The following is a 24,708-nucleotide window of genomic DNA, read 5'->3' on the forward strand; positions in this document are numbered from 1 at the left end:
AGCGAATAAGCCACCTCGGAGGGCCTATGACCAAGTCTGAATTAATTGAAAGGCTTACGACTCAGCAATCACATCTGTCTGCGAAAGTAGTCGAAGATGCGATAAAAGAGATGTTAGATCATATGGGGGATACACTCGCTAATGGTGAGCGTATTGAGATCCGTGGGTTTGGTAGTTTCTCGCTGCACTATCGTGCGCCACGGGTTGGTCGTAATCCTAAAACCGGTGATAAAGTTGAGTTAGAAGGTAAACACGTTCCTCACTTTAAACCGGGTAAAGAGTTACGTGAGCGAGTTAATATATCTGCCTAAGTCATGGCGTATGACGGATTAATTTGAAACGGCATCCTTCGGGATGCCGTTTTCTTTTGTAGATTGTATGCATTTTTGAGATCATAGGCGATATTGCATTGTGGCTGTGATACCCTGTTTTTAGGCGTATTTACATAAATTTGTGATAGTACAGAGGATATTGATGTGAAGTATCTACTTGGTTTTTTAATTGCACTTGCACTCTTTATTATTGGCGTAACGTTCGGTGCGCAAAATGAAACTGTAGTAACATTTAATTATTTACTGGCACAAGGTGAGTTTCGTCTCTCTTCTTTGTTAGCCATGCTGTTTGGTACAGGTTTTGTTTTGGGTTGGGTGATTTGCGGTTTATTTTATCTACGTGTACGTTTTAGTCTAAGCCGTGCACATCGTCAAATTAAACGTCAGCAAGAACAACTGGATCAACATGCTGCTGCAACCCCAGTGGTTGAGCAAGAATAAGGAAACCAATGCAATGCTTGAGCTGTTGTTTCTGTTGCTACCAATAGCCGCTGCCTATGGCTGGTATATGGGGCGCAGGAGTGCTCGGCAAGATGAACAACAGGAAGTTAACCGTCTTTCGCGCGAGTATGTTACTGGCGTTAACTTCCTGCTTTCTAATCAGCAAGAAAAAGCGGTAGATCTGTTTCTTGATATGCTCAAAGAAGACAGTGAAACGGTTGAAGCACACCTGACATTAGGCAACTTATTTCGCTCTCGAGGTGAAGTTGACCGTGCTATTCGTATTCATCAGGCTCTAGTTGAAAATGCATCATTAACTTTCGATCAGCGTCTGTTAGCCATTCAGCAATTAGGTAAAGACTATCTTGCGGCTGGTTTTTATGACCGTGCAGAAGATATGTTTACACAGCTTATTGATGAGCCTGATTTTCGTGAATCGGCATTACAGCAACTTTTGACCATCTATCAAACAACCCGTGAGTGGGCTAAAGCGATAGAAGTCGCAGAGAAGTTGATAAAGCTAGGGAAAACCACATTGAATGTGGATATTGCCCATTTTCATTGTGAGCTGGCTTTACAACTTATGGCTGAAAATTTGCCAGAGAAAGCAGGTGCTCATTTAAAGAAAGCCGCACAATCAGATCGTCTCTGTGCCAGAGTTTCTTTGATGCAGGGGCGTTTACTCATGGCATCGGGTGAGTATACGAAAGCGGCAAATGAACTTGAACGTGTTTTAGTACAAGATGTTGATTTTATTCCTGAAGTGTTGCCAATGCTCAATGAATGTTATCAATCAGCACAACAACCTGACAATATGCGACTTTTTTTAGAGCGTTGCTGTGATGCCAATGCAGGAGCAATGGCTACGTTGATGCTTGCTGATATGTTAGAGCAGAGTGAAGGTATTGAGGTTGCACAAAATTATATTAATAAAGCGTTGCAGCGTCATCCAACAATGCGTTTGTTTCATCGTTTGATGCAATACCATCTTGCTGAAGCAGAAGAGGGGCGAGCTAAAGAGAGCTTATCTTCATTACAGCATATGGTAGCTGAACAAATTAGTACGAAGCCGCGTTATCGTTGTCAAAAATGTGGTTTTACATCGCATGCATTATATTGGCAGTGCCCATCGTGTCGTAGTTGGGCAACGGTGAAATCTATTCGTGGGTTAGATGGTGAGTAAAATAATAAAATAAAACAGCAGCCGTAATGAACTGCTGTTTTTTTATACTCAGTATGTTGTTGAGTAATATGGGTGTGTTCAATAAGCGTGTTAAATGAGGATAAGTAATGCAAGCGGGTCTATCTCAAAATAAAATTATTGTGGCATTAGATTATGCTGATCAGTCTGCTGCATTGGCATTTGTGGATCATATTGATCCTGCGTGTTGTCGTTTAAAAGTGGGCAAAGAGATGTTCACGCTATTTGGCCCTGAGTTTGTACGGGCACTGCATCAGCGCGGATTTGAGGTCTTTCTTGACCTGAAGTTTCACGATATTCCGAATACCTGCGCCCGTGCTGTTGCTGCCGCCGCAGAGTTGGGCGTGTGGATGGTGAATGTGCATGCTAGCGGTGGTGAGCGAATGATGCGTGCTGCCCGTGATATTTTACTGCCATACGGGAAAGATGCTCCGTTACTGATTGGGGTCACGGTACTGACTAGCATGGAAGATAGTGATCTGGCAGGTATTGGTATTGAGGTTTCACCGCATGAGCAGGTTGAGCGTTTGGCGTTATTGGCTCAGCGCAGCGGGCTTGATGGTGTAGTGTGCTCGGCACAAGAGGCTAGTAGGCTAAAACAGCGTTGTGGTGCTGATTTTATGCTGGTAACACCGGGTATTCGTCCTGAAGGGGCTGATGCTGGCGATCAGCGCCGGATTATGACACCTAAACAGGCCGTGTTGGCAGGTGTTGATTATATGGTTATTGGCCGACCAATTACACAATCGATTGACCCTGCTCAGACACTACAGACGATCTATCAATCTCTGGCATAATAGCACTTACTGTAAGAGTCATTCTGCCAAGAAGGGGAAGAAGTATGGGTGATAACTCTCGCTTGGTGTACTCCACCAAAACTGGCCGGATTAAAGAAGAACCGGTGGTTGTAGCTAGACCACAAGGTGACGGTATTGTGCGGATACAGCGCCAGACCAGTGGCCGCAAGGGGAAAGGGGTTTGTGTGATCACAGGGGTTGACCTGTCGGATCCCGATTTAACCAAATTGGTGGCTGAGTTAAAGAAGAAGTGTGGTTGTGGTGGCACTTTGAAAGAAGGTGTTATTGAAATTCAAGGCGATAAGCGTGATTTGATTAAACAACTTCTTGAAACAAAAGGTATGAAAGTAAAACTTGCAGGGGGTTAACCCTTTGTATTTGAATAAATATAAAACCCCTATTAACGTCTGTTATGGGGGTATCTACCTAACAATAGGCTTTGTAAAGAGACAATCCGTAAATTAATAAAATAATAAGCACATACCGTTACTGATTTATCATTTAAAGAATAAATAGGGTTATGATACTAAAAATAAAAATCTATTTATTGCGCTATTTCATTTCTAAAAGTGCAATAAGGTTATTTTTTGGATGTATTTTATTTTCTGTGTGCTGTATATAAAAGTACGTTTTTATATACAGCACACAGGTTAACTATTTATAATAGTAACTTTTTTTTGAATGATTTCACAGGTATAAATTTACCAAGTGGCTATTTTATTAACATTGTGTTATAATTTTAAAAGTTGGGTATTCTTGTTTTAGTAAAATGATTAAATTTCAATACTCAATGAACAATCATCATATATCAAGATAAAAGGCTAAAATGGGGTGGATTGTAAACCTATTTTTTACGTTCTATTTAACTTTACTCTATTTAGGGTAAAAAAGATGAGTACCTACTGATTTAAATACATTAAATGTAAAAAAGATTTTCATTATAACATTTAGGTTAATCTAAATATGGTGATAATACCTACGTATTGTGGGTGATGAGAAAATAAAAATAACAGGAATAATTAAATGCATGTAATTTCATTATCAATGATTACCACATTAATGACCGCAGTGTTAGTATTATTAGCCGGTCGTTATGTTGAAACTAAAGTATCATTGTTTAGTAAGTATTTTATTCCTGCTCCGGTTATTGGTGGTGTGATATTCTCTTTTATTACCCTGTTCGGCTATCTTTCAGGGTTATTTGTTTTTACCTTTGATGATAGTATTAGACAACTGTTTATGGTGGCGTTTTTTACGACTATTGGTTTTTCTGCTAGTTTAAAAATGCTTAAAAAAGGTGGTATTCAAGTTGTCACTTTTTTGATTGTGGCATTAATTTTAGCGATATTACAAAATCTTTTAGGCATTGGTTTAGCTAAATTTTTTGGGCTTAACCCATTATTGGGTATTGCAGCAGGCTCAGTGGCATTAACCGGTGGACATGGTACTGCAGGGGCATTTGGCCCACTATTAGAAAATGCGGGAGCTCATGGTGCAACGGCTGTTGCAATTACGGCTGCAACATTTGGTTTAATTTCTGGTTGTGTTATTGGTGGCCCAATCAGTAAATTATTACTGAGTAAACATGCAGAAAGCCGTTATGATGATCAACATGAAACTGAAGAGAATATTGAGTTAAAAGAAGACCGTAATCATCTTTATGAACGTTCTGCATTTGATACTATTTTAAAAGTGATTATTGTCATGGGGATAGGCTCTATTTTAGCTGATATTCTCAATGTGTTGGGGTTAACGTTACCTATTTATATTGGCCCAATGATTGTTGCTGCAATTACGCGTAATGTGATGGATCACTTTGGCAAAAAAGTAAATACATATGTTATAGATTCTATTGGTAATATCTCATTAGCCTTGTTTTTATCTATGGCATTGATGGGCCTGCGATTGTGGGATATCAGTGTATTGGCGCTACCTTTAGTGGTTATTCTGCTCAGTCAGACGGCACTGATGGCGCTGTATAGCTATTTTGTGACCTATAATTTGATGGGTCGAGATTATGATGCGGTAGTTTTAGCGACAGGGCATTGTGGTTTCGGGATGGGCGGAACACCTAATGCGATGGCCAATATGGAAGCTTTTACTGAGCGTAATGGTCCATCGCAAAAGGCATTTTTTGTATTACCGCTTGTTGGGGCTCTGTTTATTGATTTTGCTAATGCCTCACTAATTACAATGTTTACTTATTTCTTTAAATAAAAGAAAAACACAGTAATTAACGAGAGTCGGCTGATTTTTCTGCTTGAGTGTCCAGTTCTTTAGCCAAAAAGTAATTTAGGAAAGTCCGGATTAGCGCAATGATAGCAAGCCGGACTAACTCCTCTTTATTCGGTGCAACAGTTGTGGCCAAAATATCAGCAGCTAATTGAAATTCGAGGGCTAATGCTAACCAACTACCAAAGCAAACACGAATATGCCTAAATCCAGGGGGTTGATCTTTTAGGTGTGATGCTAACCAAAGGGTTTTAATCAGCCCTAATAAAACACAAGCAACAGAAATTAGCTCAAGGGCAAACTCAAGAATTTCTACGCCATGCAGAGTTAGCAATTTAAGATGATTTAAATCAAACAATGAAAGTGACATTACGTTTTTCCTTCCTTGGTCTTAGTGTCATAAACTAAATACACTCTAAAAGAGAGTCTCTATTTTGGAATGTATATGATTTTTTAAAATAAAAAAGCTACCTAAAGAGGTAGCTTTTTTGTTTATAAAGCGAGCAGTGATATCATTTTAGTACATCACAATAAAATCAGTATTATTGTGATAGTCGTGATACTGATATTACTGTACTACAGATTCAGTAGGTACTTCTGCTTCCACATTGGGTACCGGTTTAGCAATGATGCTGCGTGTTTCCATTCGGACTTCTTTAAGCATCACTTCAATGGTATCACCCAAACGGAACACTGGCTGCCCCTTGATAGAGACAGTAGCGGTTTCAGTGCTGCACTCTAGCTCATCACGTACAGAGTGGATCAGTGGTGCAGGAACAAAGGCGACAGCACCATTATCGAGCAAGCGTACGCGCAGACCACCACGAGTCACATCCATGATCTCGGCACGGTAGCTTGTGTTGTCTGCCACTTTAGGTTGTAAGAAGCGAGAGTATAGCCAATCACCAACATCACGCTCTGACATGCGGTTAAAGCGGCGACGATCAGCCAGTTGCGTGGTTAACTCAACGCTAGGCTGGGTAGTTGGTTGTTCGCCACGAATAACGGCTTTTAGCAGGCGGTGGTTAACCATATCGCCATACTTACGGATAGGTGATGTCCAGGTTGCGTAGGCGTTTAACCCCAAACCAAAGTGCGGTGCTGGAGCGGCACTGACTTCACTGTATGCCTGAAAACGGCGGATACGGCCATCAAGGTAAGCGGTTGGCATGGCATCTAACTGGCGACGCAGCTGGCAGAAACCGTCAAGGGAAAGCAAGGTATCGCGATCAAAATCAACGCCATTGTCTCTCAGAATGGTCATGGCCTGTTCAACTTTTTCCGGATCAAAACCGGCGTGTGCGTTGTAAATACCAAAGCCCACTTTTTGCGTTAATACAGTTGCTGCACATTCGTTCGCGAGAATCATCGCCTCTTCCACCATGCGGTTAGCGATACGGCGGTATTCGGCAACAATGTCAGTAACAACACCATTCTCATCAAGAATAAAGCGGTAATCTGGGCGATCTTTAAACACCAGCGTGTTTTCACTGCGCCACTGGGTACGTGCAAGTGCCAGTTTGTGTAGCTCGGTGATTTGTTCTGCAATAGTCTCATTTTCCGGAGACCATGCGCCTTCAACACCCTCTAGCCAGTCAGAGATATTGTCGTACACCAGTTTACCGTGCGACTCGATCCAACCGGCAAAGAAGTGAGCATCATCACACAGCGTGCCATCTTGCTTCACTGTGACACGGCACAGCAGAGCAGGGCGTTTCTCACCTTCACGCAAAGAGCAGAGGTTATCTGACAGCTCACGCGGCAGCATCGGGATATTAAAACCTGGCAGGTAATTAGTGAACGCGCGGTGGCTGGCTATTTGGTCTAATTCACTGTCTTGTGCAACATAGGCTGTCGGATCAGCAATTGCAATCGTTAGCTGCCAGCCATCAGGTTGAGTGGTGATATAGAGTGCATCGTCCATATCTTTGGTACTGGCGCTGTCAATGGTGACAAACGGCAGAGCAGTCAGATCTTCGCGTACCAAACCTTCATCAAGCATTTCACCAAAGGTAGCGGTTGGTGCTTCACGCTCTAACTGGTGACGTGACAACGTTACCCACCAAGGTGCATAGTGATCATCTGCAGTGGTGATAAATTCGGTGACATCAGCATAAAACGCGCGATCCCCTTTTAGTGGATGGCGTTTCATTTGGCCAACAACCCAATCGCCTTCGTTCAGCGGGGTCTCTAGCCCTTTTACTGGACGACACATGATAGGATCATTCAGTAATGGGTGATCAGGAACAATATTGAGTTTGTCGTCACGCCCTTTACGGATACGCCCAACAAAACGGCTAAGAAATGGCTCAATTAACGCGTCTGGCTCGGCAATTTCACGCTCTTTTTCTGTGCGTAAAAAAGCAACAACACGGTCACCGTGCATCACTTTTTTCATATACGGAGGCGGTACAAAGTAACTTTTTTGGTTGTCTGTTTCGATAAAGCCGAAACCTTTGTCGGTGCCTTTGATTACACCCTCAATTTGTGGGGTGCTTTCACGGAACTGCTGTTTGAGCTGGGAAAGTAGCGGGTTATCTTGAAACATAAACCTATCCGGCAAGGAGATGAGAGACTTATTACTTACTATGATACCATTTGTTGACGATTTTGAATGAGATTTATCGCCTGTATTCCTTGAGATAGGAATGATCACTATTTTTGCATATGAATATTTATGTTGTTATGGCTTACACATATCAATCGATAAATAGTATGGTAAATCAATAGGAAGAGAAATAGTGTTTCCTATTGATTTACCTATGTATTATATACAAAAATTATTCGTAATAGCGTTCCCAGGCATCTTGCCAGTTCATACCTGTTCCCGGAGCATAGTGGTCAGCACCTTGACCACACCAACCACTGTTTGGCCATGGACGACATTGATATAAACGCCCGTTACGGCGAACAATATCACCCGCTTGATACTGAGTACCGCTGCGGTATGAAGGATAATTACCGTTGTTATTGTTATTGTTATTGTTATTGTTATTGTTATTGTCTTGCTCGTTATTCTGATTCCAACCCGTGACTTCTACACTGTAACGTTGTTCACCAAGCCCATTATTTGCTCGAATTTTTAATGTATAGACTCCTGGATTATTGGCAACAAGCGTAACAGGTGTTCGGTGGTTATTCACTTGCACTTGCTGGCTTGCGGTACGATTCCCATCGCTATCGTACAGTTCAGCATTAACGATATAGTGCGTGCGCGCTGAAACATTAAATTGAATCAGTGCTTGCTGATTGTTTAATGGGTATTGGCGTTGTAAGTGGGTAACACGAATAGCATATGGTTGGCCTGTTTCAATAGGGTTGCCATTATTATTGTTATTCCACTGATTATTTTGATTCCAATGGTTGTTTTGGTTCCAATTACCATTTTGATTCCATTGCCCATCTTGTTGCCATTGCCCATTATTTTGATCGTTGTTCCACTGCCCATTATTGCCATTAGGTGCAATGATTTGGTTAATATCAAGACAGTTTTGCAAAGAACTTTGTGCTGCACAAAGTAGCTGTCGAGCTATTTCAGCAGCTTGTTGAGCGCGCTCTTGCTCAGTGCTAGCCTGTACAACAGGCACGTTGCATACTGACCATATTCCTAATAGTGGGAGTATAAAACGTAGGCGAGATGATGTTAAAAGACGAAAGCAAGTGCGCATTAACGTTATTTCCTTTTGTGGTATCAAGGGCAAAGAGGTGCTATTTAAGGCATAGATTCAACGATTGTGGAGTGTTTTTTTGTGTCATTCAGTAAGAGGCTTATGACAATAATGGGATGCTGACGATTATAAGCGGGTTGAGAAAAGGTGAAATGTACAAAAAGATGATTACATCTTATTCAATAAGCAAGCTGTGATCTATTTTCCGGTTTCTGTTTTGATAAAAAAGACGATAAAAGTAAAAAATCCGCCGAAGCGGATTATAAAATAGCGTATCTCTTAAATCAGGCGATAACGTAGATAAATTACTCGTTAACTTCTAGCTCGTTCATGGCTGCGATATTAAAACCGCCATCAACATGAAGTATTTCACCTGAAATACCTGCCGCTAAATCAGAGCATAAGAATGCCGCAGAGTTACCCACATCTTCAATAGTGACAGTACGGCGAATAGGGGTAACAGCTTCACAATGTGATAGCATTTTTTTGAAATTTTTAATGCCAGCTGCAGCTAATGTACGGATAGGGCCAGCAGAGATACCGTTAACGCGAACACCTTGTGCACCCATGGCATTGGCCATGTAACGTACGTTCGCTTCTAATGATGCTTTTGCCAGACCCATAACGTTATAGTTTGGAATAGCACGCTCTGCGCCCAGATAGGAGAGGGTGACCAAGCCTGCGCCTGGGTTTAGCATGCTGCGTGATGCTTTGGCCATTGCCGCAAAGCTGTAAGAGCTGATGTCGTGCGCGATACGAAAACCATCACGGGTTACGGCATCAACATAATCGCCGTCAAGCTGATCACCTGGTGCATAAGCAATAGAGTGAACAAAGCCATCAAACTTTGGCCATACTGCAGAAAGTTCAGTAAACAAGCCTTCAATGCTGGCATCATCAGCAACATCACAAGGCAGAATAATGGATGAACCACACTCTGCGGCGATCGCTTCAACGCGTGATTTCAACTTATCATTTTGGTAAGTAAAGGCCAGTTCAGCGCCTTCGCGGTGCATTGCGGCCGCAATACCATAAGCAATCGAACGGGTGCTTGCTACGCCCGCAATAAGAATACGTTTACCGGTCAAAAAACCCATAACAAGTTACCCTAATTGTGACAACATGCGATATGTGCACATCGTATAAAATAATAAACCGTTTGATTCTACCATGTTCGGCGTATCGGTCGAGGGCTTCGCATGCTCATCCGAGCAGTGGTACTTTGAGTGCACACCTCATTGGGTCTTGAATCTACTACCAAGAGGTGTGCTTTAATGAATATCATTGAGGTGTGCATACCTTGCACTACAAGGTTGCCTACAACAGGATTATAGTGTGACAGGTTGTTGCCACGCTTCAGGCGTGAGTGTATCCCCAAAATGGCTTTCAATTAAACGACGCGTAAGATCATGTTGTGGATCACAAAAAATACGCTGGGTATCGCCGCGTTCAACAATGTTTCCTTGTTGCATGACGAGCACTTGATCACTGATATGTTTAATCACACCCATGTGTTGGCTTACATAAATATATGAGATCCCCAATGACTCTTGTAGCTCTAACATTAAGTTTAGTATTTGTGAGCGCATTGACATATCTAGATGTATTAGGGCTTCGTCAGCGACAATAATTTTGGGTTCAAGTATTAGGCAACGTGCTAGTGATACACGCTGTTTTTGGCCTGTAGCTAACATTTGTGGATAAAAACCCGCATGATCAGGCAATAACCCTACTTTTCGTAGTGTTGCGGTGATGCGTGCTTCGCGCTCTTGTGGGGTGAGGCTGGTATTGAGCTTGAGTGGGCCATCAAGAATTTGCCCAATTTGCATTTTGGGATTTAATGATGTGTTCGGATCTTGGAAAATCATACGGATGAGCTTACAGCGGTGACGATAGTCACCATACCACAGCCGCTCACCTTGTACGTGGAGTTCTCCCTGAGTGGGTTCAACCATGCCTGCAATGAGTTTTGCTAATGTTGATTTTCCTGAACCATTCTCACCAATAATCGCCAGTGTTTGGCCTTCATCGAGTGTGAACTCTACCGGTTTTACGGCCTCTACAACATGGCGACGAAACAGCCCAATATGGTAGCGAAACGTTTTACTCAGGCCATTGACTTCTAATAACGCACTCACAGTTGGCCCTCCTCAATATTGAGCGGAAAATGACAGGCAAAGGCGTGGGTTTTAATTTTGCGCAGCGTAGGGGTTTCAATACATTTTTTTTGTGCATGTGGGCAGCGTGGCCCTAATCGGCAACCAATAGGTAAGTGTTGCAATGGAGGAATAGCTCCTGGCAGCGCACTGAGACGGCTTTTATGCGGTAGTGGATCACGAAAATCAGGCATGGCACGCAGTAGAGCCAGTGTATACGGGTGATGTGGTGTATCGAGGATCTGCTCACAAGTGCCTGATTCAATCGTTTGGCCGCAATACATTACCGTAAGTTTGTTGGCCGCTTGTGTAAGACTGAGCAGGTCATGGCTTACAAGCAAGATAGTGGTGTCGTTGAGTTGATTCATGCGATCAAGCAAGCGAAAGATCTGCGCGCGCGTGGTGGGCTCCATCGCATTGGTGGGTTCATCGGCAATCAGGAGTTTTGGCTGATTGGCAATGGCCATGGCGATCATCACTTTTTGGCATTCGCCTTCAGTCAATTCATACGGGTAACTGCGCATAATTTCACGGTGATCTTTAATTCCCACTTTGTGCAGTAAGGCTTTAGCCTGCTTATAGCGCCAGTTCCAGCGTTTCCACCAGTGGCCTTTAAATGTCCAACCGGGGATTGCTTCTTGTAGTTGGCGGCCAACCCGTTCTGACGGGTCAAGGCATGATTGTGGCTCTTGAAAGATCATGGAGATATGTTTGCCAACCCAGCGCCGACGGGCTTTGTTACTTAAACGAAGAATATCTACATCATTAAAGCGAAAACGATCTGCAGTGATTTTCCAGTTATCTTTGCTAATCCCACAAATCGCTTTGGCAACAAGGCTTTTTCCTGAGCCTGACTCGCCCACTAAACCACGGATTTCACCTTCAACCAGCGTTAAACTGACACGATCAACGGCTTTGACCGGGCCTGCTGGGGTCATAATTTCAATCGTCAGGTTACGAATATCAAGAAGTGGCATTATTCAGTTCCTGCATTAATAGCGCGGTGCAGGCCATCGCCAGCAAGGTTTACGATAATCACGCTGATTAAAATAGCCAACCCTGGTAGGGTGACTGTCCACGGGGCGATATAAAGCAAGCTCAGAGCTTCACCAAGCATTGCTCCCCACTCAGGGCTGGGGCGTTGCGCGCCTAAATCTAAAAAACCTAATGCGGCGATATCGAGCAGTGCAACGGAAAAACCGCGGGTAAATTCCATCACTAAAATGGCAAGAATATTGGGCAATACGGCATAGCGCAAAATGTAGCTGTCAGATGCACCATCGAGCCGGATGGCAGTGATGTGATCTTTTTCCATTTCATCATGTACAGCAGTATACACAGCCCGTACAAAACGTGGCACTAAGGCCAGCCAGACGGCAAACATGGCATTGAGTAATCCGGCACCGGTTAATGCAACAACAATAATGGCCAGTAACAATGTAGGAATAGATAAAATAGCATCAAGAGTGTGGTTAAGAATGGAGGACTTTAACCCTTTTGACATCCCCGCCAAAATACCAATGGCAATACCTACGATTGATGCTGAACACACCACTAAGAGCGCACTGCCAAAAGTGAATCGAGCGCCGCACAGCAAGCGGCTGAAAATATCACGGCCTAGATCATCAGTACCAAAAAAGAACTCAATTTTTCCACTGCTTGACCATGAGGGAGGCATGAGTTCTTTGTCGATAAACTGAAAGTTGGCAGAAAATGGTGCAATGTGCTGACCAAATGCAGTGAGCATCAGTAAAATTAATAAACCATAAAATCCGATAGCAGAGATGGAGTCTTTGCGAAATAAATTCCATGTGTGTGCAAGTCGGGTCGGCATATGTAAGCGGTTTGACATCTTAGCGAACCTCGTACCATTCTTTACGGACAAGTGGGTTAACCGCTGCGCCAAATAATTCAGCGAGCACGCTAAGTAAAATAACGGAGCTACCAACCACTACTACACCGGCTGAAATTGCGGTGTAATCATGCTGGTTAAGTGCTTGAATCAACCAACGGCCAATACCAGGCCAACTGAACACGGTTTCAGTGATCATGGCAAGTGTCAGCATGGTCGAGAACAGTAGGCCAAGTTTGGGAATAATTGGTGGCAGTGCATTACGCAAAATAGAACGACGTAATATCGTTAGACGTGACCAGCCACGGGTTGCGGCTACTTTCACATAAGGTTTATCGACCACATGTTCAGTGCTTGCACGCATTAGGCGGATGACCTCTGTGGTAGGTGAGAGCGATAGGGTGGTAACAGGCAATGCCATGTGTAATAAGGTGTTGTAGATAATATCGTGGCGATAGGGTGAGTCTGATAGCCAAGCATCAACTAAAATAAACCCGGTCACATGTTTAACTTCGAATAATAGGCTGTGTTGACCTGAAATAGGTAGCCACCCTAAGTTGAGGGAAAAAAGCATAATTAGCAATATACCTAGCCAAAAGACAGGGATTGAGAATCCAAAAAGTGCAAAAGAGGAGATGAGTATATCTTGCCAGCGTCCGCGTCGTGCACCTGCGAGTATGCCTAATGGGATACCAATGAGCAGTGACACAATAAATGCCAATAAGCACAACTCAAGGGTTGCTGGGAACACATTGAGTAATTGCGGGGTAATGGCTTCACCCGATACACTCGAAAGACCAAAATCCCCCTTACTTAAGGCTGTCACATATTGTGTATAGCCAGTAATACGGCTTTCAGTTGAAAGGGGTTGACCATAGTTTTTTAGCCCATAACCAATAATAGTTAGAATGAACACCGTGATGATAAGTAAGCTCAGACGGCGCAGGGTGTAGATAATCATTAAGGCGTATCCTGCCGATAAACTTCAGAGAAAGAGGTACTACCAAACGGGCTGAGAACTAGCCCTTGTAAATTGGCTCTATGCCCTTGTAAGCGTAAAGAGTGTGCAATGGGAATGACGGGCATGTCGGTATCTAAAATTTCCAGTGCATGGCGATAAAATAGCAGACGGCTGGCCAGTTTTTCGGTAGTCAATGCAGCAGATAAAAATGCATCAAACTGGGGTTTACACCAGTGTGCGTAGTTGCTGCCTGATTGCATAGCAGCACAGCTAAGTTGGGGGCGCAAGAAGCTGTCGGGATCATCGCTATCAGAGACCCAACCTGTGAGTACCATATCGTAATCACCTGTTGGTAGCCCACGTTCAAAACTTTGTGTATCAACGGGTACAATAGTCAGTTTTACACCTGCTTTTGCCATATCAGCCTGAATTAATTCAGCCATTTTAAGTGGTGCAGGATTATATGATTGCGCTGATCTAGGTACCCATAATTTGAGTTTGAGATTCGTTAGGCCTGCTTCATTAAGCAATTTTCTTGCTTCTGATGGTGAGTAATAATGGGTAGCTAACCGATGGTTAAAAGCCCAAGATACAGGAGGAAGCAGGGAACGCGCCGGTTCTGCTGTGCCATAATAGATAGATTTTAGTAGACGATCTCGGTTAACAAGCATTGATAATGCCTGCCGTACTTTCGGGTTATTCAGGGGAGGCCGTTGTACGTTTAATGCCAGATACGAGACATTCATTCCTGATTGCACACTCAGTTTCAGTGCAGGGTCATCACGCAGTAACGCAATTTGGTTTGCTGCTGGATAAGGCAAAACATCACACTCACCGGTAATGAGCTTGGCCATACGTCCAGCACCACCAGAAGCAAAATCAACCACCACTTGTGCAATTCGGGCTCGGCCTTTCCAGTACTCATCATGGCGCGCAAGGCGGATATATTGCCCATAACGGTACTCTTGTAATTTAAACGGGCCTGAACCAATCGGTAAGCGGTCAATTTGCTCAGGCTTTCCTATGGCCAGCAGTTGATCGGCGTACTCTTTTGATAAGATAACCGCAAAATGTGTAGCCAAATGGGTTAGAAATGAGGAGTCAGGGTGCAGCAATTTAATTTGCACCTGATTATCACTGAGTTTGCTAATGAAGGCAATTTTACGGCTTAGTTGCAGGCTATCAAAGTAAGGGTAGTGCCCACCACCAACAGCATGATAAGGGGATTTCTCATCAAGTACTCGCTGCAAGCTAAATACAACATCATCGGCATTTAAAGTGCGCGAAGGGGTGAACCACGAAGTTTGGTGGAACTGTATACCTTGACGCAACGTAAAGGTAAAGGTGCGCCCTGCATCACTGACGACCCAGCTTTCTGCCGCAGAGGGCATTAAGCGATACGTAAATGGGTTGATATCAAGTAAGCGGTCATACACTTGGTTAGCGATAGCATCAATAGTGACACCGGCTTTGACCCGTTGCGGGTTTAAGATATTCGTGCTTCCAGGGGTACAATAGACAAACCCTTTTTGATACACCTCTGTCGGTAATGTATCGGCATCAGCCTGTTTGCTGAAAAAAACCAATAGGCTACTGACTACCAAAAAATGGCAGCATACAGAAAATGTGTCCCTTATTTTCAAACCACGCATGTTGACTCGTTTTTGTTCTGACAAGAGTGTCATTTTACATTACTCCTGCTGAACGCCAACCTTTGGCTGAATTTCAGTGGATTTTTGTGTGATAAATAGCGTGGGGTACTTGCGTAACATGCCGCGTAACTGATGGTAGGTGATGCCTAATAACACTGCAGCCTGTTTTTGATTATAGCGGGTTTGCTGCATTGCAGCGGTGAGCGCATATTGCTCTTGTTGTGCTAACCATTGCTTTAAATTTAGGGGGAATTTGAGGCTAAGTGGTTGATCCTCAAGGTATGGAGTAGGTAATATAGTCCGTTTTTCAGGAAGTGTTATTGTGTTTAACGGCAAAAAGGGGTTAAAGATAATCTGCTCTACTAGATGATGTGGGTTTGGATTACGGTAGACTGCACGTTCTACGACATTTTTGAGCTCACGAATATTACCTGGCCATGAATATTCACATAGAGCCTGTTGTGCTTTTGCACTGAATCCGGCAAAAAAAGCATGGCCGAGTTCTTTACACATTTCTACGGCAAAAAAATCAGCCAATAATGGGATATCCTCCTGACGTTGACGCAAAGGCGGAATATTGATCACATCAAACGCAAGACGATCGAGCAAATCAGCACGAAATGTACCTTGTTGGGCTTTTTGTGGCAGATCTTCATTGGTGGCGCAAATTAGCCGTACATCGGCAAAAAGGGGCTGATTTCCGCCAACTCGCTCGTACTCACCGTATTCGATAACACGCAATAGTTTTTCTTGAACCCGTAGTGGGGCATTCGCCAACTCATCTAGAAATAGGCTGCCACCTTGTGCTCGTTCAAAGCGCCCTAAATGCCGTTTTTGTGCACCGGTAAATGATCCGGCCTCGTGCCCGAACAGTTCAGAGTCAAGCAGGCTTTCATTGAGTGCTGCACAGTTAAGGGTAATGAGTGGTGATTGCCAGCGGTGCGATAAGTAGTGTAATCGTTTGGCAATTAGCTCTTTACCACTGCCACGCTCCCCGATAATCAGTACCGGTTTATTTAACGGTGCAAGGCGTGAGACCTGTGCAATTACCGCCAGAAAGGAGTCTGAAACACCAATAAGATTTTCATTTTTCTGCATGGTTAAATTCGCCGATTATTCGTTAAATAAGCTATTTTTTAGTAAATATACTCATAGCGTGAAAGTCAGTAAAAGCCAAGGTTAATTTTAAATGCTTTATTTTTCAATGATATACGTTAATTTAAAATGTTGGCATGCAATTTGATATGTAGTAGTGAGGTACAAACAGATGACAAGCGCAGTATTTTTCTTGAGCTGATTTTGTTTGATAACCAACATAATTATTGACGAGGAGTACGACCATGGGTGTTTTTTCCCGTTTTGCCGATATTGTAAATGCCAACATTAATGCGTTATTAGATAAAGCAGAAGATCCAGAAAAGTTGGTTAAGTTGATGATCCAAGAGATGGAGGATACGCTAGTTGAAGTGCGATCTACTTCAGCCAGCGCGTTAGCAGAAAAGAAAAATTTAGCGCGCCGTATTCAGCATACTCAAATGCAAGAGTCAGAGTGGCAAGATAAAGCTGAGTTAGCATTGCGTAAAGATCGTGAAGATTTGGCTCGTGCAGCCTTGATTGAAAAGCAAAAAGTGGCTGAGTTGATCACACACCTGCAACAAGAGCTTGATGCGGTAGAGATCAGTATTCACCGCATGAGCAGTGAAGCGGGTGAGCTTGAGAAAAAATTGAGCGAAACACGTGCTCGTCAGCAAGCATTGCAGGTGCGTTATCAAGCAGCGGCATCATCACGCAGTGTGCGTGGCCAACTTGATAATTCACGCATTGATGAAGCGATGGCACGTTTTGAGCAGTTTGAACGCCGTATCGATCATATGGAAGCGCAAGCCGATACCATGGGGCTTGGTAAGCAAAAAAGTTTACATGCTGAATTTGCTGAGTTACAAGCCGATGATGAGATCAGCTGTGAGTTGGCCGCACTGAAAGCTAAAATGAAGCAAGATGTCTAAGGTTAGGGTAGCGTACTTGCCATAGCCACCATAATAACCCTGCAAGAGGTCACATTTGTTACCTCTTGCATGACAAGGAGTACCCGTATGGGCAGTTTTTTTCTCGCTATCCCACTAACCATTTTTTTTCTGTTTGTTGCTCCGCTCTGGTTGTGGTTTCACTACCGTAGCCAGCGTGAGTTGGGTGAAGGGCTCAGTCAAGAAGAGCGTAGCCGACTCGAAACACTGACGCGTGAAACACAACAAATGCGTGAGCGCATTCGTTCATTAGAAATTATTTTAGATGCGCAGCACCCAACTTGGAGGGAGTAAGCCGAATGACACGTAATCATCTTTACCGTTATCCCCAAGAGGGAAAAATAGCCGGTGTGTGCGCAGGGGTTGCACACTATATGGGGATGGAAGTCTGGTTAGTCCGCATTTTAGTATTAACGCTTTTCTTGCTCGGTGGTACAGGTATTGTATTGCTCGGTTATATCGCAGCATGGTTTTTTATGGATAAAGCACCATTATCATATGAACAAACCGATGAACCGCAATTAAAAGCAAAAAGTTGGCAAGCAGGTGAAGCACCGCGTAAGCGGGTAAACACATTGACGAGTGAGTTTGATGAGATAGAAGCACGACTCCGACGTTTAGAGTCTTATGTTACATCTGAGACATTTAAGGTAAGAAACAAATTCCGCCAGTTATAAACGAATGTTATCGGTGCTATGTTTTAACGCCATGCTAGTGCACAAGAATCAACATTAACCGTAAACGTGTAAAATAGCCAGTGAGTCAACATGAAGCACCGTATTAAAAATGAACTCTCGACTTTTGTTAACCGTGGATTAGATCGTCATGTACGTTTAGCGGTTACAGGTCTTAGTCGTAGTGGGAAAACAGCATTTATTACCTCATTGGTTAATCAACTGCTGTATGTGAATGCAGGAGCGCGTTTACCATTATTTTCGGCTGTTCGTGAAGGGCGAATTAAGGGAATTAAGCGTATTCCACAGCGTGATCTCGCCATTCCGCGTTTTGCTTATGATGAGGGAATGCACAGCTTATTAAGTGAGCCACCCGCATGGCCGATAGCCACCCGTGGGGTAAGTCAAATTCGGTTGAGTATTCGTTACCGACCACAACATTCACTGTTGCGCCATTTAAGTGAGCTCGCAACGTTAAATCTTGAAATTGTTGATTACCCCGGTGAGTGGCTACTCGATTTACCGTTATTAGATCAAAATTATATAGACTGGTCACAACAAATGACGGGTATGGTTACAGGGGCAAGGGTTGAGTGGGCGCAGCCATGGCTTACGTTAGCTGCACAATGTGATCCGTTTGCACCTGCAGATGAGAATTTGTTAGCTGAAATAGCCCATGCTTATACAGCTTATTTACAACGTTGTAAGGATGAAGGTTTACACTTTATTCAGCCAGGGCGCTTTATTTTGCCAGGAGATCTAGCCGGTGCGCCAGTACTGCAATTTTTCCCATGGGCAGGAGGGCTACATACGGGGTCTCATGCTGCCAGTGAAAGTGAGCTACTCAAGGCCGGTAAAAATAGCAACTTTGGCCTATTACAAGCTCGTTTTGAGCACTATTGTCAGCATGTAGTTAAAGGGTTTTATCGCGATCACTTTGCGCATTTTGATCGACAAATTGTACTGGTTGATTGTCTGCAACCGTTAAACATTGGGCCACAAGCATTTAATGATATGCGCCTTGCGTTGGCACAACTGATGCAAAGTTTTCATTATGGGAAACGCACTTTATTGCGTCGTTTATTCTCCCCATGTATTGATAAACTGATGTTTGCTGCCACAAAAGCAGACCATATAACACCTGATCAGCACGCTAATTTGGTTTCACTGTTACAACAATTAGTACAAGAGGCATGGCAAAACGCTGCTTTTGAAGGCATTAATATGGATTGCGCAAGCCTAGCATCGGTTCAGGCTACCGATATTGGCCAGATGCAGCATCAAGGGCGAACGCTCAATGCACTGCGTGGAAATCGGTTAAATGATGGTGAGCCTCTACTTATTTATCCAGGCGATGTGCCATCTCGCCTGCCTTCGGGGGATTTTTGGCAGAGACAAACGTTTGATTTTGAAAGCTTTCGCCCGCGTCCTTGCGCATTAGATGAGCCTTTACCGCACATTCGCCTTGATTCTGTTATGGAGTTTTTGCTAGGCGATAAACTGCGCTAATACTGCCCTTAGCATCATTTTATTCCTATACTTACGGCCTTTTTCCTGAATCTGAGCGTTGATAGTGTATCAACGCAGTGCAGGGTAATCATTGGCGATACACTGTGGTCAGTCTTATGAATACATCAAAACAGCAATCGAACATAGCAACACCACAAGAGCCTCTGTTAAAACAGAAAATTACATTTGATAGTGCAGAGTCCTCACCGCAAGAAGACCCTTTACGCACCAAACAAATTTTTGAATCTGCTGATAACTTTCACACCGTAGACTTGAGTGAAATGCAACCAGAGCCACTTGATGAGCAGATAACATTGGCGCTTAAGCCACGCCGTAGCCTATGGCGTAAAGTCTTTGGGCTAGGTTTATTTGGGTTTGGTGTTGCAGCCATTGGCCATACCGTTAACAGCATGGTACAAGCATGGCAAAGTGCTGATTGGGTTATGTTGGCAACAGCGGCTGCGGGCAGTCTAGTTTTATTGGCAGGTACAGGCGCACTGATTGGTGAATGGCGACGTTTACGTACACTAAAACGCCAAGGGCAAGAGCGTGATATTGCAACCCATTTATTATATAGCCACAGTATGGGGCAAGCACGACCATTTTGTGAAAAATTGGCGACTCAATCGGTGCTTGATGCGCAGCATCCTACACTTTTGCGGTGGCGGGCTTCGTTGCAAGATACACATAACGATCGAGAAATCGTACAGCTGTATGCCAATATGGTGCAGCCGTTACTTGATAAACAAGCCCGCGCTGAGATCAGCCGTTACGCTGCTGAATCAGCTATTATGGTGGCTTGTAGCCCATTGGCACTGGTTGATATGGCCTTTATTGCATGGCGTAATGTCCGTTTAGTTAACCGTGTAGCAAATTTGTATGGCATTGAGCTTGGCTATTTTAGCCGTTTGCGTTTGCTAAAAATGGTACTGTTTAATATCGCTTTTGCCGGTGTAACTGATGTAGTACGTGATGTGGGTATGGATTGGCTATCGCAGGATATTACAGCTCGCCTATCAGCCCGTGCTGCGCAGGGCATCGGTGTCGGATTACTGACTGCTCGTTTAGGTATTAAAGCGATGGAGTTATGCCGCCCACTGCCATGGGTTGATAACGATAAACCCCGTCTAGGCATGATTCGTCAAGAGCTTGTAGGTCAGTTAAAAACCATACTTAGCCGCCGTCCAACAGAAAACCCATATGACGAGTAAACCCTCATTAGTCTATCTAATAAATTAATGCATTGTTGAGTGACCAATAAAAAAGGTTTACCCCATGTGGGGTAAACCTTTTTTGTGATGATTGTTAGCTCTTTGGTTAAACAGCAAAAAACATTAATTAGCTTTGTGGCTGATCTTTCGTGTGGCGATAAATATATAGCCCACTGAGTACAGTAAAAATCAGCGTCATTAGCAACAAGCCAAACACTTTAAAATTTACCCATACTGAAAGGGGTAAATAAAACGCCACATACACATTCAACAACCCGCATGCGGCGAAAAAGAGTGCCCACGCAATATTTAACCGCTTCCAGATCACCGCAGGCAGGGTAATTTCCTTGCCGAACATCCGCTGGATAATCGGCGTATGGGTCATCCACTGGCTGACCAACAACGCAACAGAGAACAAGCCATACACCACAGTGACTTTCCATTTAATGAATACATCATTGTGGAGTACCATGGTTAAACTACCAAATACCGTGACAATGGCAAACGTCACCAGTTGCATCTTTTCAACTTTCCGGTACAGCACCCATGTCAGCACTATCTGCAACGCCGTGGCCGCAATCAGCGCACCAGTCGCCGCATAAATATCATAGAATTTATACACCGCAAAAAAGACGATCAGCGGAATGAAATCTAACAACTGCTTCATTAAATCGGGTCTCTCGCTCAAATCAGGTAGAAAACTATACGTTATTCTTTGTGCCAGACAAAACGGTATCGTTTATTGCTTAAACCGACATATTTGGCTGGAACATGGGTATCGTTCAACAGCGACATCATCATCCAACACAGCAATAATGGGTATTGTGGAACAACAACATCAACACGTTTGCTTATTTTGGCAGCGTGAGTGATCGAATCAGCACTGACGTATCACATCGGCCTAAACCTTCGGCTTGTAAACGTGCATACGCGGCATCAACCTGTGCCGTCATTGGCAGTGGTGCATGGTTTTTCTCCGCTTCGGCAAAACAGATCGCCAGATCTTTACGCATCCAGTCAATCGCAAAGCCAAAATCGAATTTATCATCAGCCATGGTTGCGGCACGGTTTTCCAATTGCCATGAACCGGCAGCACCGAGCTTTATCACATCACGAACCTGTGCTACATCCAGACCGGCAGCCGAGGCAAAGCTGACTGCTTCTGATAATCCGGCCAGCACGCCAGCAATACAGATCTGATTAACCATTTTGCATAACTGGCCGCTACCCGCATGGCCAAGCAGTGTCACCGCTTTGCTGTAGGCCGCCATGATGGGTTTGGCCTGTGCAAATACCGCTTCATCGCCACCACACATCGTTGTGAGTGCGCCATTTTCTGCGCCTGCCTGACCACCAGAAACCGGTGCATCAATAAAGTGCATACCGTGTTTTAGCGCATCAGCATACAGCTCACGTGCTAAATCTGCCGATGCGGTAGTGTGATCAATCAATATCGCACCGGTTTTTGCACCGGCAAAAATACCTTCAGCACCGTAATAGACTGCACGGACATCATTATCGTTACCAACACAGGTCATCACGAAGTCAGCCTGCTCTACCGCTTCGCGCGGAGTGTGTGCATAACGAATCGCATGGGGGATTTGAGATGCATCGGCATGCTGTGCAACCCATTGCTGAGCCTTGGCGGTGGTGCGGTTATAGACCATAACCTCGTGCCCTGCAGCCAGCAAATGGGCGGCCATCGGGTAGCCCATTACACCTAATCCAATAAAACTGACCTTTGCCATCGCTCCAACTCCCTTGTCTGATTAGATTTGTCGCTGCATTATGACTTTATCGGTGGCCGAAACACCAGTTTCAATGACGTATTTTTGAGGAGTGTGCATTGCAAGCACCTAAAACAAAGAAAATCCCCTATACCCACGTTGCACACGGTGAGGTGCGGCATGATCCCTATTTTTGGTTGCGGGATATAGAGCATGATCCCGATGTTATGCGCCATATTGAGGCTGAAAACCGCTATTGTCAGGTGGTTATGGCCGAAAACGAAAGCCTGCAACAGCAGATTTCAGATGAAATTCGCCAGCGTATCCGCGATGAGTGGTCATCGGTTCCGATTGCCGATGGCCCCTATTTTTACTACTCCCGCTACCAGAAAGGGGAAGAGTACCCGCTGTTTTGCCGACGTTTGGGTGAAAGTGGCAGTGAAGAGATCTGCTTAAACGAACCACTGTATGCCGAAAATGAGGCCTATTTTGATGTCGGTGCGGTTGAAATTAGCCCCGATCACCGTCTGCTGATGTGGGCCGTTGATCAGCAAGGCGATGAGCAATATCAGTTGAGATTGCGTGATTTGAGTCTCGACTGTGATCTTCCGGCAATCCTGACCGGCTGCTCCAGCAGTTTTTGCTGGATGAATGATAACCGGCACTGCATTTATGTTGCTCTTGATGCACAAAACCGGCCATTGTCGGTGTATCGCCACCGATTAGGCAGTGCGCAAACTGAGGATGCCTGTTTGCTTGAGCTTCCCGAGGGCGATCTGTTCTTGTCGGTTGAGCGAACACGCAGCAATCGGTGGGTGATTATTACCGCCAGTGGTTCAAGTTGCAGCGTTTGCTGGGCATTGGATGCCGATGATCCTACTGCGCAGCCAATGCTGATTGCTCCACTGCGTGAGGGGGTTGAGTACTATGTTGATCACCGAAGTATTGACTACCGATGTGTCGATCATAAAGCCGCTGATCATCGTATTGCTGATCACTTAATCGCTGATCGCGGTATCCCGCCAAAAGCAAAGGGGGAGTTCTGGCTACTGACCAACGATGATCACCCAAACTTTCGGATTGCCAAGGTGGACGATACGCTGTGCGATCCGGCCAAGTGGCAGACGGTGATTGCCGGAAGTGATGATCGTCTGCTCGATGGGATCTCCTGTTTTGCTGATTTTATTACCTATAGCTCGGTTTCCGAGGGGCTAACCCGCTTGCATATTTGGCACGGAGAAGCGCAACCGGAGCAGCAAATAGCGTTTGATGATGCTGCGTGGGATTGTGGATTTGGCGCAAACCCTGATTATTACACTCAGCAGGTACGCTACAGCTATTCGACCTTTATCCGCCCCGTGGCCGTGATGCAGTACGACATTGCCAGCGGCGAGTCGTCAGTGTTGCAGCAAGATGAGCTTGCAGGTTTTGATCCCGATAAATTTGAGATCTTACGCTTGTGGGCTAATGGGCACGATGGCGCACGTATTCCAATGACCATGGTGAAGCCAAAATCTGTGCAAACACCTGCGCCATTGGTGTTATGCGGTTATGGTGCGTACGGCGATATTGATGATTTAGGGCTAGCACGCAGTTGGTTGCCACTGCTTGAGCGGGGCATGATTTGTGTACAGGCACACGTGCGCGGTTCGGCAACCTGTGGCCGCACATGGTATGAGCAGGGAAAGCTGGCACATAAAAACAACAGTTTTACCGATCTTATCGCCTGTGCCGAGCACCTGATTGCTGCACGTTATACCCGTGCTGGACAGATAGGCTTATACGGCGGCAGTGCTGGTGGTTTGCTGGTGGCCGGTGCGCTGAATTTGCGTGCAGAGCTTTTTGGTGCAGTGGTCGCCGCGGTGCCGTTTGTTGATACCTTAACGACGATGCTTGACGCATCACTGCCGTTAACCTGTTTAGAGTATGAAGAGTGGGGCTGCCCAGAAGAGCCAGAAGCGTATGGTTGGATACGTGCCTACTCTCCGTACGATAACTTAAAAGAGCAGCACTATCCGCCGATATTGGCGACCGCAGGGCTGCATGATACCCGCGTGACCTATTGGGAACCAATGAAGTGGGTAGCACGTATCCGCGATATGCAACAAGGTTGTGCGCCAGTATTATGCCATATTGAAACGGATGCTGGACACGGCGGTGCATCAGGGCGCTATGAGTGGATAGCGGAAAGTGCGCTGATTGATGCTTTTTTAATCCTCCATTTGTCAGCCAGCGCAAAAATCCCGTTTGGCTGCTAACGTTAGAGAGAGT

The 24,708-nt window shown here is 44.6% G+C and carries 24 protein-coding genes; 12 read left to right on the top strand and 12 right to left on the bottom strand.

Features of this window, described 5'->3' with window-relative positions; translation table 11 throughout:
- Positions 1–26 precede the first annotated feature (26 nt).
- The 6 genes from ihfB to gltS all read left to right on the top strand — a co-directional run bounded on the left by ihfB (position 27) and on the right by gltS (position 4,988).
- A complete protein-coding gene (gene ihfB / locus ACRC53_RS03000; protein WP_438642086.1) occupies positions 27–311 on the top strand; it encodes an integration host factor subunit beta in 285 nt (94 codons plus the stop codon).
- Positions 312–476: 165 nt separating this feature from the next.
- Positions 477–773, top strand: coding sequence for a LapA family protein (locus tag ACRC53_RS03005; RefSeq protein WP_438642087.1), 297 nt, complete (start codon positions 477–479; stop codon positions 771–773).
- A 13-nt stretch (positions 774–786) separates the two neighbouring features.
- Positions 787–1,956: a lipopolysaccharide assembly protein LapB gene (gene lapB, locus ACRC53_RS03010; RefSeq protein WP_438642490.1), complete on the top strand. Its 1,170-nt coding sequence runs from the start codon at positions 787–789 to the stop codon at positions 1,954–1,956.
- A 107-nt stretch (positions 1,957–2,063) separates the two neighbouring features.
- Complete coding sequence (gene pyrF, locus ACRC53_RS03015) at positions 2,064–2,771, top strand: orotidine-5'-phosphate decarboxylase (RefSeq protein ID WP_438642088.1); 708 nt, start codon at positions 2,064–2,066, stop codon at positions 2,769–2,771.
- Positions 2,772–2,815: 44 nt separating this feature from the next.
- Positions 2,816–3,139, top strand: a complete 324-nt coding sequence (gene yciH / locus ACRC53_RS03020) for a stress response translation initiation inhibitor YciH (RefSeq protein ID WP_438642089.1) — start codon at positions 2,816–2,818, stop codon at positions 3,137–3,139.
- Positions 3,140–3,794: 655 nt separating this feature from the next.
- Complete coding sequence (gene gltS / locus ACRC53_RS03025; RefSeq protein ID WP_438642090.1) at positions 3,795–4,988, top strand: sodium/glutamate symporter; 1,194 nt, start codon at positions 3,795–3,797, stop codon at positions 4,986–4,988.
- Positions 4,989–5,004: 16 nt separating this feature from the next.
- Here the strand turns inward: gltS and ACRC53_RS03030 are convergent, their stop codons facing one another.
- The 10 genes from ACRC53_RS03030 to pspF all read right to left on the bottom strand — a co-directional run bounded on the left by ACRC53_RS03030 (position 5,005) and on the right by pspF (position 16,390).
- Positions 5,005–5,373: a DUF1622 domain-containing protein gene (locus tag ACRC53_RS03030; protein WP_438642091.1), complete on the bottom strand. Its 369-nt coding sequence runs from the start codon at positions 5,371–5,373 to the stop codon at positions 5,005–5,007.
- A 198-nt stretch (positions 5,374–5,571) separates the two neighbouring features.
- Positions 5,572–7,551, bottom strand: a complete 1,980-nt coding sequence (locus ACRC53_RS03035) for an exoribonuclease II (RefSeq protein ID WP_438642092.1) — start codon at positions 7,549–7,551, stop codon at positions 5,572–5,574.
- Positions 7,552–7,783: 232 nt separating this feature from the next.
- Complete coding sequence (locus ACRC53_RS03040) at positions 7,784–8,671, bottom strand: hypothetical protein (RefSeq protein ID WP_438642093.1); 888 nt, start codon at positions 8,669–8,671, stop codon at positions 7,784–7,786.
- 305 nt (positions 8,672–8,976) lie between these two features.
- A complete protein-coding gene (gene fabI, locus ACRC53_RS03045; protein WP_438642094.1) occupies positions 8,977–9,768 on the bottom strand; it encodes an enoyl-ACP reductase FabI in 792 nt (263 codons plus the stop codon).
- A 231-nt stretch (positions 9,769–9,999) separates the two neighbouring features.
- Positions 10,000–10,809 carry a peptide ABC transporter ATP-binding protein gene (locus tag ACRC53_RS03050; protein ID WP_438642095.1) on the bottom strand — a complete coding sequence of 270 codons (810 nt, stop codon included), beginning with the start codon at positions 10,807–10,809 and terminating at the stop codon, positions 10,000–10,002.
- On the bottom strand, positions 10,806–11,804 hold the full coding sequence (locus tag ACRC53_RS03055) for a peptide ABC transporter ATP-binding protein (RefSeq protein ID WP_438642096.1): 999 nt from the start codon (positions 11,802–11,804) through the stop codon (positions 10,806–10,808). Before ACRC53_RS03055 ends, ACRC53_RS03050 begins: the two co-directional genes overlap by 4 nt.
- On the bottom strand, positions 11,804–12,679 hold the full coding sequence (gene sapC, locus ACRC53_RS03060; protein ID WP_438642097.1) for a putrescine export ABC transporter permease SapC: 876 nt from the start codon (positions 12,677–12,679) through the stop codon (positions 11,804–11,806). The genes ACRC53_RS03055 and sapC overlap by 1 nt, the downstream gene beginning before the upstream one ends.
- A 1-nt stretch (position 12,680) precedes the next feature.
- The gene (gene sapB / locus ACRC53_RS03065; protein WP_438642098.1) at positions 12,681–13,640 is read right to left on the bottom strand and encodes a putrescine export ABC transporter permease SapB; all 960 of its coding nucleotides are present in this window, start codon (positions 13,638–13,640) and stop codon (positions 12,681–12,683) included.
- The gene (gene sapA, locus ACRC53_RS03070) at positions 13,640–15,325 is read right to left on the bottom strand and encodes an ABC transporter substrate-binding protein SapA (protein ID WP_438642099.1); all 1,686 of its coding nucleotides are present in this window, start codon (positions 15,323–15,325) and stop codon (positions 13,640–13,642) included. Before sapA ends, sapB begins: the two co-directional genes overlap by 1 nt.
- Before the next feature lie 6 nt (positions 15,326–15,331).
- Positions 15,332–16,390: a phage shock protein operon transcriptional activator gene (pspF, locus tag ACRC53_RS03075; RefSeq protein WP_438642100.1), complete on the bottom strand. Its 1,059-nt coding sequence runs from the start codon at positions 16,388–16,390 to the stop codon at positions 15,332–15,334.
- Positions 16,391–16,632: 242 nt separating this feature from the next.
- Here pspF and pspA point away from each other — a divergent pair, with 242 nt between their 5' ends.
- From pspA to ACRC53_RS03100, 5 genes are all read left to right on the top strand, one after another.
- Positions 16,633–17,298 carry a phage shock protein PspA gene (gene pspA, locus ACRC53_RS03080; RefSeq protein WP_438642101.1) on the top strand — a complete coding sequence of 222 codons (666 nt, stop codon included), beginning with the start codon at positions 16,633–16,635 and terminating at the stop codon, positions 17,296–17,298.
- Between the two features lie 87 nt (positions 17,299–17,385).
- The gene (gene pspB, locus ACRC53_RS03085) at positions 17,386–17,610 is read left to right on the top strand and encodes an envelope stress response membrane protein PspB (RefSeq protein WP_438642102.1); all 225 of its coding nucleotides are present in this window, start codon (positions 17,386–17,388) and stop codon (positions 17,608–17,610) included.
- A gap of 5 nt (positions 17,611–17,615) precedes the next feature.
- A complete protein-coding gene (pspC, locus tag ACRC53_RS03090) occupies positions 17,616–17,993 on the top strand; it encodes an envelope stress response membrane protein PspC (RefSeq protein WP_438642103.1) in 378 nt (125 codons plus the stop codon).
- A 90-nt stretch (positions 17,994–18,083) separates the two neighbouring features.
- Complete coding sequence (locus ACRC53_RS03095) at positions 18,084–19,499, top strand: YcjX family protein (RefSeq protein ID WP_438642104.1); 1,416 nt, start codon at positions 18,084–18,086, stop codon at positions 19,497–19,499.
- A gap of 116 nt (positions 19,500–19,615) precedes the next feature.
- Positions 19,616–20,710 (top strand): YcjF family protein, encoded by a 1,095-nt coding sequence (locus ACRC53_RS03100; protein WP_438642105.1) that lies wholly within the window; start codon positions 19,616–19,618, stop codon positions 20,708–20,710.
- Between the two features lie 127 nt (positions 20,711–20,837).
- Here ACRC53_RS03100 and ACRC53_RS03105 read toward each other — a convergent pair whose 3' ends face one another.
- Positions 20,838–21,377 (bottom strand): septation protein A, encoded by a 540-nt coding sequence (locus ACRC53_RS03105; protein ID WP_438642106.1) that lies wholly within the window; start codon positions 21,375–21,377, stop codon positions 20,838–20,840.
- A 184-nt stretch (positions 21,378–21,561) separates the two neighbouring features.
- A complete protein-coding gene (locus ACRC53_RS03110) occupies positions 21,562–22,458 on the bottom strand; it encodes an NAD(P)-dependent oxidoreductase (RefSeq protein ID WP_438639204.1) in 897 nt (298 codons plus the stop codon).
- A gap of 98 nt (positions 22,459–22,556) precedes the next feature.
- On the opposite strand from ACRC53_RS03110, the gene ACRC53_RS03115 reads away from it, so the two are divergent.
- Complete coding sequence (locus ACRC53_RS03115; protein WP_438642107.1) at positions 22,557–24,695, top strand: S9 family peptidase; 2,139 nt, start codon at positions 22,557–22,559, stop codon at positions 24,693–24,695.
- Positions 24,696–24,708: the final 13 nt, after the last annotated feature.

Origin of the sequence: Plesiomonas sp. (genome assembly GCF_051652165.1) — a bacterium.
Taxonomy (GTDB): domain Bacteria; phylum Pseudomonadota; class Gammaproteobacteria; order Enterobacterales; family CAMTGL01; genus Plesiomonas.

Excerpts from the sequence above, each read along its gene's own strand:
- ihfB (WP_438642086.1), top strand. The coding sequence starts at position 27 with ATGACCAAGTCTGAATTAATTGAAAGGCTTACGACTCAGCAATCACAT.
- pspF (WP_438642100.1), bottom strand. The coding sequence starts at position 16,390 with ATGCAGAAAAATGAAAATCTTATTGGTGTTTCAGACTCCTTTCTGGCG.
- yciH (WP_438642089.1), top strand. The coding sequence starts at position 2,816 with ATGGGTGATAACTCTCGCTTGGTGTACTCCACCAAAACTGGCCGGATT.
- pspC (WP_438642103.1), top strand. The coding sequence starts at position 17,616 with ATGACACGTAATCATCTTTACCGTTATCCCCAAGAGGGAAAAATAGCC.
- sapA (WP_438642099.1), bottom strand. The coding sequence starts at position 15,325 with ATGACACTCTTGTCAGAACAAAAACGAGTCAACATGCGTGGTTTGAAA.
- pspA (WP_438642101.1), top strand. The coding sequence starts at position 16,633 with ATGGGTGTTTTTTCCCGTTTTGCCGATATTGTAAATGCCAACATTAAT.
- ACRC53_RS03110 (WP_438639204.1), bottom strand. The coding sequence starts at position 22,458 with ATGGCAAAGGTCAGTTTTATTGGATTAGGTGTAATGGGCTACCCGATG.
- ACRC53_RS03055 (WP_438642096.1), bottom strand. The coding sequence starts at position 11,804 with ATGCCACTTCTTGATATTCGTAACCTGACGATTGAAATTATGACCCCA.
- ACRC53_RS03095 (WP_438642104.1), top strand. The coding sequence starts at position 18,084 with ATGAAGCACCGTATTAAAAATGAACTCTCGACTTTTGTTAACCGTGGA.
- pyrF (WP_438642088.1), top strand. The coding sequence starts at position 2,064 with ATGCAAGCGGGTCTATCTCAAAATAAAATTATTGTGGCATTAGATTAT.
- sapC (WP_438642097.1), bottom strand. The coding sequence starts at position 12,679 with ATGTCAAACCGCTTACATATGCCGACCCGACTTGCACACACATGGAAT.
- ACRC53_RS03035 (WP_438642092.1), bottom strand. The coding sequence starts at position 7,551 with ATGTTTCAAGATAACCCGCTACTTTCCCAGCTCAAACAGCAGTTCCGT.
- ACRC53_RS03040 (WP_438642093.1), bottom strand. The coding sequence starts at position 8,671 with ATGCGCACTTGCTTTCGTCTTTTAACATCATCTCGCCTACGTTTTATA.
- pspB (WP_438642102.1), top strand. The coding sequence starts at position 17,386 with ATGGGCAGTTTTTTTCTCGCTATCCCACTAACCATTTTTTTTCTGTTT.
- sapB (WP_438642098.1), bottom strand. The coding sequence starts at position 13,640 with ATGATTATCTACACCCTGCGCCGTCTGAGCTTACTTATCATCACGGTG.
- fabI (WP_438642094.1), bottom strand. The coding sequence starts at position 9,768 with ATGGGTTTTTTGACCGGTAAACGTATTCTTATTGCGGGCGTAGCAAGC.
- ACRC53_RS03100 (WP_438642105.1), top strand. The coding sequence starts at position 19,616 with ATGAATACATCAAAACAGCAATCGAACATAGCAACACCACAAGAGCCT.
- gltS (WP_438642090.1), top strand. The coding sequence starts at position 3,795 with ATGCATGTAATTTCATTATCAATGATTACCACATTAATGACCGCAGTG.
- lapB (WP_438642490.1), top strand. The coding sequence starts at position 787 with ATGCTTGAGCTGTTGTTTCTGTTGCTACCAATAGCCGCTGCCTATGGC.
- ACRC53_RS03030 (WP_438642091.1), bottom strand. The coding sequence starts at position 5,373 with ATGTCACTTTCATTGTTTGATTTAAATCATCTTAAATTGCTAACTCTG.
- ACRC53_RS03105 (WP_438642106.1), bottom strand. The coding sequence starts at position 21,377 with ATGAAGCAGTTGTTAGATTTCATTCCGCTGATCGTCTTTTTTGCGGTG.